The sequence below is a fragment of the uncultured Mycobacterium sp. genome (assembly GCF_964249325.1).
Lineage (GTDB): Bacteria > Actinomycetota > Actinomycetes > Mycobacteriales > Mycobacteriaceae > Mycobacterium.
The window spans coordinates 260-13477 of the sequence record NZ_CAXUCH010000115.1 but is presented as its reverse complement, the minus strand read 5'-3'; the positions used below and the strand labels follow the sequence as shown (position 1 = coordinate 13477).

11 protein-coding genes and 3 pseudogenes are annotated in these 13218 nt (G+C 64.3%); 8 read left to right on the top strand and 6 right to left on the bottom strand.

Annotation, left to right across the window (positions count from 1 at the left end; translation table 11 throughout):
• Nucleotides 1-223: pseudogene (locus ACFE99_RS15055) on the bottom strand (nucleotide exchange factor GrpE); the annotation flags it as partial.
• Nucleotides 220-2097 (bottom strand): molecular chaperone DnaK, encoded by a 1878-nt coding sequence (gene dnaK, locus ACFE99_RS15050; protein WP_375486599.1) that lies wholly within the window; start codon nucleotides 2095-2097, stop codon nucleotides 220-222. The pseudogene ACFE99_RS15055 and the gene dnaK, both read right to left, overlap by 4 nt.
• Nucleotides 2098-2423: 326 nt before the next feature.
• Here dnaK and ACFE99_RS15045 point away from each other — a divergent pair, with 326 nt between their 5' ends.
• Nucleotides 2424-3926 (top strand): amino acid permease, encoded by a 1503-nt coding sequence (locus ACFE99_RS15045; RefSeq protein WP_375486603.1) that lies wholly within the window; start codon nucleotides 2424-2426, stop codon nucleotides 3924-3926.
• Nucleotides 3927-3930: 4 nt separating this feature from the next.
• Here the strand turns inward: ACFE99_RS15045 and ACFE99_RS15040 are convergent, their stop codons facing one another.
• Complete coding sequence (locus ACFE99_RS15040) at nucleotides 3931-4068, bottom strand: hypothetical protein (RefSeq protein WP_375486597.1); 138 nt, start codon at nucleotides 4066-4068, stop codon at nucleotides 3931-3933.
• Between the two features lie 220 nt (nucleotides 4069-4288).
• Between ACFE99_RS15040 and ACFE99_RS15035 the strand changes: the two are divergent.
• A pseudogene (locus ACFE99_RS15035) lies at nucleotides 4289-4516 on the top strand (cytochrome P450); the annotation flags it as partial.
• Between the two features lie 9 nt (nucleotides 4517-4525).
• Here the strand turns inward: ACFE99_RS15035 and ACFE99_RS15030 are convergent.
• Nucleotides 4526-7411, bottom strand: a complete 2886-nt coding sequence (locus ACFE99_RS15030) for an RND family transporter (protein ID WP_375486595.1) — start codon at nucleotides 7409-7411, stop codon at nucleotides 4526-4528.
• Nucleotides 7408-7854: an MmpS family transport accessory protein gene (locus tag ACFE99_RS15025; protein ID WP_375486593.1), complete on the bottom strand. Its 447-nt coding sequence runs from the start codon at nucleotides 7852-7854 to the stop codon at nucleotides 7408-7410. Before ACFE99_RS15025 ends, ACFE99_RS15030 begins: the two co-directional genes overlap by 4 nt.
• A gap of 310 nt (nucleotides 7855-8164) precedes the next feature.
• Between ACFE99_RS15025 and ACFE99_RS15020 the strand changes: the two genes are divergently transcribed.
• Nucleotides 8165-8836: a cutinase family protein gene (locus ACFE99_RS15020; RefSeq protein WP_375486591.1), complete on the top strand. Its 672-nt coding sequence runs from the start codon at nucleotides 8165-8167 to the stop codon at nucleotides 8834-8836.
• 4 nt (nucleotides 8837-8840) lie between these two features.
• On the opposite strand, the gene ACFE99_RS15015 is transcribed toward ACFE99_RS15020, so the two are convergent.
• On the bottom strand, nucleotides 8841-9449 hold the full coding sequence (locus tag ACFE99_RS15015; RefSeq protein WP_375486589.1) for a TetR/AcrR family transcriptional regulator: 609 nt from the start codon (nucleotides 9447-9449) through the stop codon (nucleotides 8841-8843).
• Between the two features lie 222 nt (nucleotides 9450-9671).
• Between ACFE99_RS15015 and ACFE99_RS15010 the strand changes: the two are divergent.
• The 5 genes and pseudogenes from ACFE99_RS15010 to ACFE99_RS14990 form a co-directional block, all read left to right on the top strand.
• Nucleotides 9672-10103 (top strand): annotated as a pseudogene (locus ACFE99_RS15010) (substrate-binding domain-containing protein); the annotation flags it as partial.
• 16 nt (nucleotides 10104-10119) lie between these two features.
• Nucleotides 10120-10626 carry an aldehyde dehydrogenase family protein gene (locus ACFE99_RS15005; protein WP_375486587.1) on the top strand — a complete coding sequence of 169 codons (507 nt, stop codon included), beginning with the start codon at nucleotides 10120-10122 and terminating at the stop codon, nucleotides 10624-10626.
• Between the two features lie 100 nt (nucleotides 10627-10726).
• Nucleotides 10727-11509 carry an aldehyde dehydrogenase family protein gene (locus tag ACFE99_RS15000; RefSeq protein ID WP_375486585.1) on the top strand — a complete coding sequence of 261 codons (783 nt, stop codon included), beginning with the start codon at nucleotides 10727-10729 and terminating at the stop codon, nucleotides 11507-11509.
• 111 nt (nucleotides 11510-11620) lie between these two features.
• Nucleotides 11621-12148, top strand: a complete 528-nt coding sequence (locus tag ACFE99_RS14995; protein ID WP_375486601.1) for a hypothetical protein — start codon at nucleotides 11621-11623, stop codon at nucleotides 12146-12148.
• Nucleotides 12149-12169: 21 nt separating this feature from the next.
• The gene (locus tag ACFE99_RS14990; protein WP_375486583.1) at nucleotides 12170-13099 is read left to right on the top strand and encodes an LLM class F420-dependent oxidoreductase; all 930 of its coding nucleotides are present in this window, start codon (nucleotides 12170-12172) and stop codon (nucleotides 13097-13099) included.
• The last annotated feature ends 119 nt before the right edge of the window (nucleotides 13100-13218 follow it).

Genomic DNA, 13218 nt, shown 5'->3' with positions numbered 1-13218 from the left:
GCCTGCGGTATTTGGCGAAGTCGGCCTGCACCCGCGGCCGATCGGCGTGCAGCTCGGCGACCTTGTCCTCGGGCACCGGCGCGGCCGGCGCCGGCGACGGTGCCGCCGGTGCCGGCTCGCTCGGCGCCGAACCGGATGAGACGTGGCGAACCTCGCCGGTCTCGGGGTCGATTCGCCGCTTGTCGGTGACCGTTACCTGTTCGCGTGCATTACCTTCGCTCACTTGGCCTCCCGGTCATCGTCGACAACCTCGGCGTCAACGACGTCGTCGGCACCGCCCGCCCCATCACCGCCGGCGGGGCCGCCGGCTCCGCCGGCGCCCTGCGCGGCCTGGGTGGCCTCGTAGATCGCCTGGCCGAGCGCCTGCGACTCGTGGCCCAGCTTTTCCATCGCCGACTTGATCGCGCCGATGTCGGTGCCTTCCAACGCCTTCTTGGCGTCGGCGACCGCGGCCTCGACCTTGCTCAGCGTGTCCTCGGGAACCTTCGAGCCGCCGGATTCGGACGCTGCACCCCTCTGTTCAGCGACGAACTTCTCCGTCTGGTACACCAGCGTCTCGGCCTGGTTGCGGACGTCGGCTTCCTCGCGACGCTTGCGGTCCTCTTCGGCGTGCGCCTCGGCGTCCTTGATCATCCGGTCGATCTCTTCCTTGGACAGGGCCGAACCTTCCTGGATCCGGATACTGTTCTCCTTGCCGGTGGCCTTGTCCTTGGCGGTGACGTGAACGATGCCGTTGGCGTCGATGTCGAAGGTGACCTCGATCTGCGGCACCCCGCGCGGGGCCGGTGGGATACCGGTCAGCTCGAACGAGCCGAGCAGCTTGTTGTGCGCGGCGATTTCGCGCTCACCCTGATAGACCTGGATCATCACCGACGGCTGGTTGTCGTCGGCGGTGGTGAAGGTCTCGCTGCGCTTGGTCGGGATCGTGGTGTTGCGTTCGATCAGCTTGGTCATCACCCCACCCTTGGTTTCGATACCCAAGCTCAGCGGCGTAACGTCAAGCAGCAGAACGTCTTTCACCTCACCCTTGAGCACACCGGCCTGGAGTGCCGCACCCACCGCGACGACCTCGTCGGGGTTGACGCCCTTGTTGGGCTCCTTGCCGCCGGTGAGCTCCTTGACCAAGTCGGTCACCGCGGGCATCCGGGTGGAGCCGCCGACCAGGATCACGTGGTCGATCTGGGACACCGAGATGCCGGTGTCGGCGATCACCGACTGGAACGGCTTGCGGCAACGGTCGAGCAAGTCCTGGGTGATCCGCTGGAATTCCGCGCGGGTCAGCTGCTCGTCGAGGAACAGCGGGTTCTTGTCGGCGTCAACGGTGATGTAAGGCAGGTTGATCGAGGTGCTCGGCGACGAGCTCAGCTCGATCTTGGCCTTCTCGGCCGCTTCCTGCAGCCGCTGCATCGCCATCTTGTCCTTGCTCAGGTCGATGCCGGTCTGCTTCTTGAACTTGTCGGTCAGCCACTCGACGATGCGGTGATCCCAGTCGTCACCACCCAGGTGGTTGTCACCCGAGGTGGCGCGGACCTCGACCACGCCCTCGCCGATCTCCAGCAGCGACACGTCGAAGGTACCGCCACCGAGGTCGAACACCAGGATGGTCTGTTCCTTCTCGCCCTTGTCCAGGCCGTAGGCCAGCGCCGCCGCGGTCGGCTCGTTGATGATGCGCAGCACATTCAGACCAGCGATTTGGCCGGCTTCCTTGGTGGCCTGCCGCTGAGCGTCGTTGAAGTAGGCGGGCACGGTGATGACGGCGTCGGTGATGTCCTCACCCAGGTACGCCTCAGCGTCGCGCTTCAGCTTCATCAGCACGCGGGCGCTGATCTCCTGCGGCGTGTAGTGCTTACCGTCGATCTCGATCTTCCAGTCGGTGCCCATCTGCCGTTTGATCGACCGCACGGTGCGGTCGACGTTGGTCACCGCCTGGTTCTTGGCGGGCTGACCGACCAGCACCTCACCGTTGCGCGCGAACGCGACGATCGACGGTGTGGTCCGGGAGCCCTCCGAGTTGGCGATGACGGTGGGATCGCCGCCCTCGAGGACGCAGATGACGGAGTTGGTGGTCCCGAGGTCGATTCCGACCGCACGAGCCATGGTGAATCCTCCCTGATAGTTGAGCTTCGTTAGTGCATTATGCTGAGTGAGCCACGCTCAAGTCTCCTGCCGGCAGCTGGTGCTGTCAACAAGCTTGAGCCTGACACACTCAACTTGTCGACCGGATCAACGGCATAACCGGGTGGTTTGTTCCCGAAAGTCCCGAGATCGGGCGCGGCCGGCACTCGGTTCGGGGAAAGGCGTGCGCACGCGTGGCTTGCTCCACGCGCCGCTTGGGGCGGGGCGGTTGAGGTAGCCTGCAGCCAACCCATCTTCGGGTATGCCCGCGTCGCAGCGTTGCATGAATCCCGCACGATAGGACCTTGATGTCACTGCTGCCCAGCACACCCCGACCCGCCGTCGGGGCCGGCGCGCCCGACCTGCTCACTCGCGAAGACGCTGGGTATCACCACGACCTGCACCGCCGGCAGCTGCAGATGATCGCGATCGGCGGCGCAATCGGCACCGGGTTGTTCCTCGGCGCGGGCGGGCGGCTCGCATCGGCGGGACCCGGGTTGTTCATCGTGTACGCGATCTGCGGCGGCTTCGTGTTCCTGATCCTGCGCGCACTCGGGGAACTGGTGTTGCACCGCCCGTCATCGGGCTCCTTCGTGTCCTATGCCCGCGAATTCTTCGGGGAAAAGGCGGCGTTCGTCGCCGGCTGGATGTACTTCCTGAACTGGGCGATGGCAAGCATCGTCGACAGCACCGCGATCGCGAACTACCTGCACTACTGGAAGGCGCTACAAGTCGTCCCGCAGTGGGCGTTTGCGCTGATCGCGCTGGTAGCGGTGGTGTCGGTGAACCTGATCTCGGTGAAGGCCTTCGGCGAGTTCGAGTTCTGGGCCGCGTTGATCAAGGTGCTGGCGCTGGTCACGTTCCTGGTCGTCGGGACCATCTTTTTGGCCGGGCGCATCGAGGTCGACGGTCAAAGCACCGGATTCGGCCTGTGGAAAAGCCATGGCGGGTTCTTGCCGACCGGCCTGCTGCCGCTGGTGCTCGTCACCTCGGGCGTCGTATTCGCTTATGCAGCAGTCGAATTGGTCGGCACCGCAGCCGGTGAGACCGCAGAGCCGGAGAAGATTATGCCTCGCGCCATCAACTCCGTCGTGGTGCGCATCGCCGTCTTCTACGTCGGCTCGGTCCTGCTGCTGGCCCTGCTGCTGCCCTACACCACCTACAAAGAACACGAGAGCCCGTTCGTCACCTTCTTCTCCCACATCGGTTTCAACGGCGCGGGCAGCGTGATGAACGTGGTTGTGCTGACCGCCGCGTTCTCGAGCCTGAACGCCGGGCTGTACTCCACCGGCCGGATCCTGCGGTCGATGGCGGTCAACGGCAGCGGCCCGAAGTTCACCGGGCGGATGTCCAAGAACGGTGTGCCGTACGGCGGAATCCTGCTGACCAGCACGATCGGGCTGTTCGGTGTGGTGCTCAACGCGGTCAAACCTGGCCAGGCTTTTGAAATCGTGTTGAACATCGCCGCAGTGGGAATCATGGCGGCTTGGGCGACGATCGTGGTTTGCCAAATCTGGCTGTACCGCAGGGCCAAGGCCGGCGCGATGGAGCGGCCGCGGTTCCGGATGCCGCTGGCCCCCTACAGCGGCTACCTGACGTTGGCTTTCTTGGCGGGCGTGCTGGTGCTGATGATCTTCGACCAGGAGCGCGGACCGTGGATCATCGCGACGCTGGTTCTCGGGGTTCCCGCCCTCATCGGCGGCTGGTTCTTGGTCCGCAACCGGGTGACGGCCGCGGCCCGAGAAGTGTCGACGGCCGCGCCCAAGAGTTCGCCGGCCGTTGCCGACCCGACCGCCGTTCCCGACAACTGATTCGCTAAATCCTGACGTCGAGGCCCGGCTCCCCCAGCCTGGCCCGGATCGCTCCCCACGGATCGGCATACTGGCCGGGCGCATCGCGGTAGGCAGCCCGGCGTTTGAGGAACTCGCGAGCGACCGGAACGGCGAGCCGCATCGCGTGGTGCTAACAGCCTGCTCGCTCCCGCATCTTCGCGAGCATGTCCGGCCCAGGAGTGCTGTTGAAACGCCAGCGCCTGTTGCGCGCGAGCGGTGTCCATCCAGTCGGTGACGAACCAGTCGTCGTCGCTGTCGGGATTGCCGGGCCGACCCGTCGGCAACACCCCGGGCAATCCCCGAGCCGCCGCGAGGGCCGGCGCGACCTCGAGTTGTCTGACGACAAGTTCGACATCGACCGCGACCGCACGGAAGCGCAAAACCTCGGTTTCGGCTACGGCATCCACAGTTGCCTCGGCGCAGCGCTGGCCCGCATGGAAAGCGCGATAGCGCTCGACAAACTCCTGGATTTCATGCCGCGCTACGAGGTCATCTGGGAGGGCTGCCGCCGCGTGTCGATGCAAAACGTCGCCGGCTGGTCCAATGTTCCGGTGAGGGTGCTGCGCTGAGAGCGTCGCTCACCGAGAAACGTTGGAAGTCACCGCCTCGTCGTCTTCCCATAAGAGCAGTTGACGAACCGCCGACCGCGGTCCGTATGGCTGAAGCATCTGACTGGCCGGACGCGGACGCACTCGCTGCGGCCACCAGAACCAGCGTCCCAGAAGCGTCGCCACGGACGGGGTCATAAACGACCGCACGATCAGCGTGTCGAAGAGCAGGCCCAGCGCGATCGTGGTACCCACCTGAGCGAGAATCACCAACGCACTGAAGGCGAACGTCGCCATGGTGGCGGCAAACACGAGACCGGCAGAAGTGACCACCGAGCCAGAGCCGGCCATCGAGCGGATGATCCCAGTCTTCAACCCGGCGCCTATTTCCTCTTTGAACCGCGAGATCAGCAGCAGGTTGTAGTCGGATCCGACCGCCAACAGCAGAATGACGGCCAGCGCCAGCACAACCCAATACAACTGGATGCCGAGAATGTCTTGCCAGAGCAGCACGGAAAGCCCAAACGAGGCGCCCAATGACAGGGCCACCGTGCCAACAATGACGATCGCGGCGACCAGGCTTCGGGTGATGATCATCATGATGAGCAAAATCAGGCTCAGCGCTGCGATTCCCACGATCATCAGGTCATATTTGATCGAGTCCTGGATGTCTTTGTAGGTCGCCGCCGTTCCGGCGAGATAGATGTGCGAGCCCTCCAGGGGAGTTCCCTTGACAGACTCTTTTGCCGCGTTCTTGATTGCGTCAACGTGGGAGATGCCGCGTGGCGTCGCCGGATCACCTTCATGGGTGATGATCATCTCGGCGGCCTTGCCGTCCGGTGACATGAAGAGTTTCAGGCCCCGCTTGAAATCGGGGTTGGAGAACACCTCCGGAGGCAGGTAGAAGGAATCGTCGTTTTTGGCCTTGTCGAAGGCTTGTCCCATTGCGGCCGGATTGTCGTTCGCATATGCCGACTGGTTGTTGATCCCGGAGTTGGTGGCGTAGTTGGACAGCGTCAGTTCAAGATTCGTCATCTGGCTGTTGATCTGGGGAGGTATCAACGCCACCAGTTGCGGCTGCAGCGCATCCAGTTTGTCCAAAGACGCGGTAATGCTTGCGAACTGGTCAGCGAGTTCGTCGATGCCGTCGAGGGCGTCGAAGAGACTTCTGAACGCGAAGCAGATAGGGATGTCGTAGCAGTGCTTCTCCCAGTAGAAATAACTGCGAATCGGTCGGAAGAAGTCGTCGAAATTGGCGATTTTGTCCCGGAGTTCGTTGATCGTGGCGATCGTGTCGTGAAAGCTTTGGGTCTGCTCGTGCGTGGCAGCGGCTGTCTGCTGTTGGAGAGCGTATTGCTGCTGGAGTATGTTGATCGTCTTCCTCAGCTCGGCGGCCTGCTTGAGGAGGTCGGCCGCCCGGTCTTTCTGGTATTTCAGGTTCATGACTTGACCGACGCTTTGCTGACTCAGCTGAAACGGTATCGAGCTGTGGTCGAGCGGCGTCCCTAACGGCCGGGTGATGGCCTGCACTTTCGCGATCCCCGGGGTGTGAAAGACGTTTTTGGCCACCCGCTCCAGGACAAGCATGTCCGCCGGATCACGCAGGTCATGATCGGCCTCGACCATCAGTAGCTCGGGATTCAGCCGCGCCTGCGAAAAATGCCGCTCTGCGGCCGCGTATCCGACCTTGGCCGGGGTCGCGGCCGGCAAGTAGGGCTTGGAGTCGTAACTCGTCTTATATCCGGGCAGGGCAACCAGACCGATAAGCGCGACGGCGATTGTCACCGTAAGAATGGGCGCGGGCCAGCGCACGATGGCGGTGCCGATGCGGCGCCATCCCCGCGTTCGCATCGTGACCTCGGGTTCGAGCAGACCGAACCGACTGCCCACCGCTAGCACGGCGGGGGCCAGGGTGAGCGCGGTCATAACCGAAACCAGCATTCCCACGGCGGAGGGAACACCCATGGATTCGAAGTACGGCTGCCGAGCAAACCTCAGGCAAAACACCGCCCCGGTAATGGTCAGCCCCGAGCCCAACACGACGTGCGCAGTGCCGTGAAACATGGTGTCGAAGGCGGTCTTTCGCTCTTCGCCGGCTGCACGTGCTTCGTGATAGCGGCCAAGAACAAATATCGCGTAGTCCGTGCCGGCCGCGATCGCCAGCAGCGTGAGGATATTGACCGAGAAGGTTGACAGCTCAATCAAATTGAGGTTTCCCAGAACGGCCACGACTCCCCTCGCCGCGGCCAGTTCGACAAGCACCGTGATCAGCACCATCAGCGTGGTGATGGCGGAACGGTAGACCCAGGCCAACATCATCACGATCACCAGGAAGGTGATGAGCGTGACCTTCAATATTCCTTTGTTGCCAACCTCGAACTGATCGGTGATCAGTGGCGCCGCGCCGGTGACGTAGGCGTGGACGCCTTTCGGTGCCGGGGTGTGGTCGACGATGTTGCGGACCGCGTCGACGGATTCGCTTGCTAACGCGTCGCCTTGGTTACCGGCAAGATAGACCTGAACCAGGGCAGCCTTGCCGTCGTTGCTCTGGGAGGCCGACGCCGTCAGCGGATCCCCCCAGAAGTCCTGGATGTGCTCGACATGCTTTTTGTCGGTCTCGAGTCGACGGATCAATGTGTCGTAGAAGCGGTGGGCGTCATCGCCCAGGGGCTTGTCGCCTTCCAGCACGATCATCGCCGCACTGTCGGAGTCGAACTGCTGGAACACCTTGCCGATGTGTTTCATCGCCTGCAGCGCCGGCGCGCTCGGCGAACTCATGCCCACCTGGTGCGCCTGGGCCACGGACTCCAAACGCGCTACCGCAATGTTGGTGATCGCCGCTACGCCCACCCAGAACAGGATGATCGGCACCGCAAGCCGGCGGATGGTATGCGGTATGCCGTTGTGGTTGCTCATCCGGATTTATCCAGGCAGAACGTGTAGGCGTTCACTTCGTTGACGGTCCTCTCGTCCTTGACCTCGTCGTTGATGATGATGCGGCACCCGAGCGTGCTGCTGTTGCCTTGCGCGGTCAGGTTGGCGATGACTGCGGGGTCTGTGGTGATGGCCTCGTACTTCCACGGCAGCCGAGCGTGGTCTACTCGCTGCGGCGCAGCATGGATGTCTTGGTAGTTGATGGTTGCCACCGCCCCGGGGTCACCGAAGACCTCGTAGACCACGTGCTTGGGATTGAACGGCACACCCTCATTCAGGACGCCGGTCGGAGTGGACGTGTCGTTGTGCGATCCGAAGATTCCGTGCAGCCGGTATACGCCGAACCCCGCGAGCGCTACCACTGCGACGGTGACCAGCACTATCCACCAGCGCCTCACGAAGCGCGTAAGTGAAATACCAGCCACCTTGGGCCTTTCGATAGACCGGCGACGCGACCGCTTGCGCGATGTCATCCTCCCCCGCCTGCAGCGAGGAGTCGACGGCGATTACAGTACGGTACGGGACCGGACACTACAACAGATGCCCGAGCGCACCCTTGCCTGCCCGTTGAGCAACTGCTCACCCGGGTCATCGGTTGTCTGTAGCGTTGACATTTGGTCGGGATTAAGCCAGACACTGGGGGTTGGCATGAACGACACCAGATCTATCCCCAATTCATCGGCACGCCGGCTGAAGGCAGCCGTAAGCGCACGCCTTCGCCTGCTTAGTGCTGTTGTGGTTTCCAGCGCGGCGGCGCTGTTGAGTTTGCCTGCCGCACCGACATCGGCCCAGCCGTGCCCCGACGTCGAGGTGGTGTTCGCTCGGGGGACCGCCGAGCCACCGGGTGTCGGCGGGGTCGGACAGGCATTCGTCGACGCGCTCAACGCGCAGGTCGGTTCAAGGTCGGTCAGCGTATACCCGGTGAACTACGCAGCCAGTAGCGATTTCGGGGCAGGCCTAGAGTTCGCGAGAACCTTCGTCGACGGGCTGTATGACGCGGGCGCTCATATCGAATCCACGGCGGCGAACTGCCCGAACACCCGGATTGTCCTCGGCGGATATTCGCAAGGCGCGGCCCTGGCCGGTTTCGTCACCTCGGCTGCCATACCCAAAGAAGTACCTGCGCAGTACGTGTCGTACCTACCCCAGCCGATGCCGCCGCAGGTCGCCAACCACGTCGCCGCAGTGACCCTATTCGGGAGACCCTCGAATCAGTTTCTGACCGAGAACGGCGCGCCGCCGATCACCATCGGCCCGCTGTATGCGCCCAAGACCATCGACTTATGCGTTCCGGATGACGCCATCTGCAATGGTGCGCCTGGTGGGCAGCCCAGCTTTGCGCACCTTGCTTATCTGAGCAACGGCATGACCAACGACGCCGCGGCCTTCGCCGTAAGTCACCTGTAGTTGCTCAATCAGTGGGCCGGGTAAGGCTCGGGATCATGACGTTCTCGACGAGGGCCTGCACCGTCTTTGCGGTGGGTAGCCGGCCGGGGATGATGGACCGGAAGACGAGGTAGCCGGGTAGCAGGTCCCAGAGTTCGTCGTTGATCGCAGCCTCGTCGATCTCACCGCGCTCGACGGCCCGTTGCAGAATGCGACGGATCAAAGCTTTGCGCTGGACGAGAAACTCGTGCTGCATGACCTCGTTGAGTGCGGGGTTGCGCGATACCTCAACAAGCACTGCACGGATCGTGCTGGCGTGCTGGCGGGCATGCTCGCAAATCACTTCGCCCACTCGCACCAAATCGCCGCGCAGCGTGCCGGTCTCGGGCGCGACCGCGACCTGGCGGATGCCCTCGATGAACGCGGCCAGCACCAATTCGGCTTTCGACGGCCAGCGCCGGTAGACGGTGGCTTTGCTGGCCCGGGCGGTGGCAGCCACCGCGTCGACCGTCAACCGGTCGTACCCATGTTCCTGCAGCAGCCGCAACGTCACCGCAAGCAATTCGCTCTCCCGGGGCGACCACGGTGAGGGCTCGGCGGCGGTGTCGCCGATTTGGGTCACAGCGCCCACCATAGAGCCGGCTTGCTAGTACAGACCAGTACCGTACTGGGGTCGCCGGTCTCGCACGCCCCGTTTCGTGGGGGAAGCTGGCCGCTAATGCGACCACGGCACGCTGCTGCGGGCTCGTCAGACTCGGGGCCGGTAGGCGCAGCACCGTGCCGCGGGCCGAGCCAGGGTGCTGCGGTCACCACCGGAAGTCGTGTCACGATGAGGCGTGGCTATTTCGAAGGGTGAAGCTTCACCGCGATCGCCAAATGGCGTGCCCTGGGCGACTTTTGGCTCGAAGGTGTCGCCCGCGCCGCCAGGGCCCGCGATCTTCCGCCAATTAGCGTCGATGACGTCACTGTGGACAACGCCGCCGACGTCGTGACCCGCTGGGTCGGTGCCGGTGTGACCGCGGTGTGCGCACAAAGCGACGAGATTGCGCATCTGATCCTGTACGGCATCCGCGAAGCGGGGCTGCGCTGTCCAGACGATCTTGCCGTCATCGGCGTCGACGCCACTCCCACGGGAGAAATCAGCTCGCCGCCGCTGACTACGGTGGAATTCAACCCCACCGCGGTCGCCGACGCCGCTATCGCTGCCGTCCTCACCGAATTGGGATACCCCGCGCCGCCGCCGCAGCCCACCGATATCGCCCGGCTGATTGTGCGCGCGTCGACGTAACGGACCTCGGCTACTCGTGACGACGTGGTGTAACCATTGCGCCTCAGTATTTTTCGACTGTGGCACAGAAGCGGTCAACGACGCGGTTGCGCGCGCGAAGGCGTCCTTCGAGTCCGGAGTATGGCGGGATTTGCCTGACAGCGAGCGGGCCAAGGTGCTCTGGCGCGCGGGTGAACTAATCGATCAGAACGCGGAGGAACTGGCCGAGCTTGAATCGCTCAACGCCGGTATGACCCCGCTGCAGGCCCAGGGGACCTGGGCCGTCAGTGCCGAGTTTTTCCGGTACTACGCTCGCTGGTGCACCAAGATCGAGGGCATCGCCGCCGATTTGCACACCGGCGGGCTGACTGGCATCGATGTGCGTCAGCACGACTACACCCTCAACGAGCCCTACGCGGTGGTGGGGCTGATCTTCCCCTGCAACGGGCCGATCTTCAATTTCTGTTGCAAGGTCGCGCCTTCGCTGGCAGCCGGCTGCAGCAGCGTTGTCAAGCCGGCCGAGAAACCCCGCTCACCGCGTTGATCCTCGAACGCATCCTTGCTGAGGCCGGGGTTCCCGACGGGGTGGCAAACGTGGGCACACCGCTGGTGCGGCGATCACCGCGCACCCCAACGTCGAGAAGGTGGCGTTCACCGGATCGAGCGAGGTCGGCAGGGAGATCGTGCATGCCGCCGGAGCAAGCGACCTCAAGAAAGTCACGTTGGAACTCGGTGGCAAATCGCCGGTGGTGGTTTTCGATGACGCCGACCTGAACGCGGCCATCCCGATGACGGCGTTTGGCACCTTCATCCATTCCGGGCAGGCCTGTGTGTGCGGCTCGCGCATCTTCGCGCGGCGCGCTGTCTACGAACAGGTCGTGGAGGGCCTGGCCAACATCGCGAACACCTTGCAGCTGGGCGGCCGGAAGGAAGAGGGCGCCGACGAATGCGGCGCGGTCAACCTGCTGCTGGCGGCCGCGCCCAACGCCGAGGTGATTCACGGACCCCTGGCCTGCATGCTCTCGCTGACTGACATGTGCGACCGACCACCGATCGTCGCTTCAGAGGATATCGTGCACGACATCGGTGGGCACCGGCTACGGTTCATCGCCACACCGCATGTGCCGCACAACCGGGAAAGCGGACTGTGGTTCGACGAAACGACGTCCACGCTGCTGGCCGGCGACCTGCTCACCCACACCGGTCAATGCCCGGCGCTAACCGAATCCGACTGCGTCGCAGCAGCTTTGGACGCCGAGGCGGCCTTCCGCGCCACCGCGATGAGCACCAACCTGGGCCCGACACTCGAGCAGCTGACGCGGTTGCAGCCCACCACATTGGCGCTCATGCAGGGCGCCTCCTTCACCGGTGACGGCGTCGCGCAACTGCGCGGCCTCGCTCCCGGCTACGCGGCGTTGGGCGGTTGACCGCACGCGGGCGCGTCACTGCAGTCACTTGCATCACATCGTGCGTAGGCTAAGCGGAGTAGTGCAGGTAGGGGAGCGCGGGTGCGGAGATCGCAAACACAACAGCTTGTCCTGGCCGCTGGGTGGCTGCTGGTTGGGGTGCTGGTGGCTGCCGGATGCAGTTCGACGATCGGCGGCAGACCAATCGCGTCGCCCGGGGCCGGGGCAACCGAGCCGTCCTACCCCAGACCCAGCCGGGCGCCGACACCGAAGACCCCGCGGCCACCGGCGCCGCCACCGTCGCAAGCGCCGGCCGGTGCGATCCCGCTGCCGCCGGACGAGAACGGTTATGTGTTCATCGAGACCAAATCCGGTAAGACGCGTTGCCAGATCGACGCCGAAAGTGTCGGTTGTGAGGCGCCGTTCACCAACTCCCCCATGACCGAAGGCGAGCACGCCAACGGCGTCAACGTGACCGCCGGCGGCGCCGTCCAGTGGGTGCTGGGCAACATCGGCGCGATCCCCGCCGTCACCATCGACTACCGCACCTACACGGCCCAGGGCTGGACGATCGCAGCGACCCTCGACGGAACACGGTTCACCAACGAGCGCACCGGCCATGGGATGTTCGTCAGCATCGAGAACGTCGAAACGTACTGAGCTGTCCGTACTCTGAGCCTCGTGGACTTTCGGGTATTCGTCGAACCTCAGCAAGGCGCCAGCTACACCGACCAGCTTGCCGTCGCCCAAGCCGCCGAAGCATTGGGTTACTCGGGCTTCTTCCGGTCCGATCACTATGTGGCGATGAGCGGCGACGGGCTACCCGGGCCCAGCGATTCCTGGGTAACGCTGGGCGCGATCGGCCGAGAGACGTCATCGATCCGGCTCGGCACACTGGTCACTTCGGCGACGTTTCGTCATCCCGGGCCGCTGGCCGTGTCGGTCGCCCAAGTCGACGCGATGAGTGACGGGCGGGTGGAACTTGGTATGGGAACCGGCTGGTTCGAGCGCGAACACCAGGCCTACGGGATCCCCTTCCCGCGGGCCGGCGAGCGGTTCGCCCGGCTGACCGAACAACTGGAGATCATCACCGGCCTGTGGACCACGCCGGTCGGCGAAACATTCGATTACGCGGGCACCCATTACGCGCTGGGTGACTGCCCGGCCCTGCCCAAGCCGGTGCAGCGCCCGCATCCGCCGATCATCATCGGCGGGCTGGGCGCCAAGCGCACGCCCGCGTTGGCCGCGACCTTCGCCGACGAGTTCAACGTGCCGTTCGCGACGCTGGATGCCGTGCAGACCCAATACCAGCGTGTCACCGACGCGGTCGACTCGGTGGGCCGCTCGACGGATTCGATGACCTATTCCGCGGCTTTCGTGCTGTGCGCCGGGCGTGACGACGCCGAGCTCACGCGTCGGGCGGGCGCCATCGGCCGTGAACTTGACGAAATGCGGTCCAACTCCCCCGTGGTGGGCAGCCCGGCGCAGATCGTCGACCGGCTCGGTCCCTTCGCCTCGGCCGGCGTGCAACGGGTTTACCTGCAGTTGCTGGATCTTGCTGACCTCGATCACCTGGAGCTGTTCGCCGCCGAGGTGATGCGACAGCTCTGAGCTGGTGACCCGGCGACGCCGCGGTGTTTGCCCAGCATCAGTACGATCGGTTCCGTGGCACGCGACGTTGGCCCGGACGACCCCAGCAACCGGCCCACCGAGCTGGCGCAGTACGGCGC

Coding starts and splice junctions, on each gene's coding strand:
- ACFE99_RS15045 (WP_375486603.1), top strand. CDS start 2,424: ATGTCACTGCTGCCCAGCACACCCCGACCCGCCGTCGGGGCCGGCGCG.
- ACFE99_RS15040 (WP_375486597.1), bottom strand. CDS start 4,068: ATGCGGCTCGCCGTTCCGGTCGCTCGCGAGTTCCTCAAACGCCGGGCT.
- ACFE99_RS15030 (WP_375486595.1), bottom strand. CDS start 7,411: ATGAGCAACCACAACGGCATACCGCATACCATCCGCCGGCTTGCGGTG.
- ACFE99_RS15015 (WP_375486589.1), bottom strand. CDS start 9,449: ATGGTGGGCGCTGTGACCCAAATCGGCGACACCGCCGCCGAGCCCTCA.
- dnaK (WP_375486599.1), bottom strand. CDS start 2,097: ATGGCTCGTGCGGTCGGAATCGACCTCGGGACCACCAACTCCGTCATC.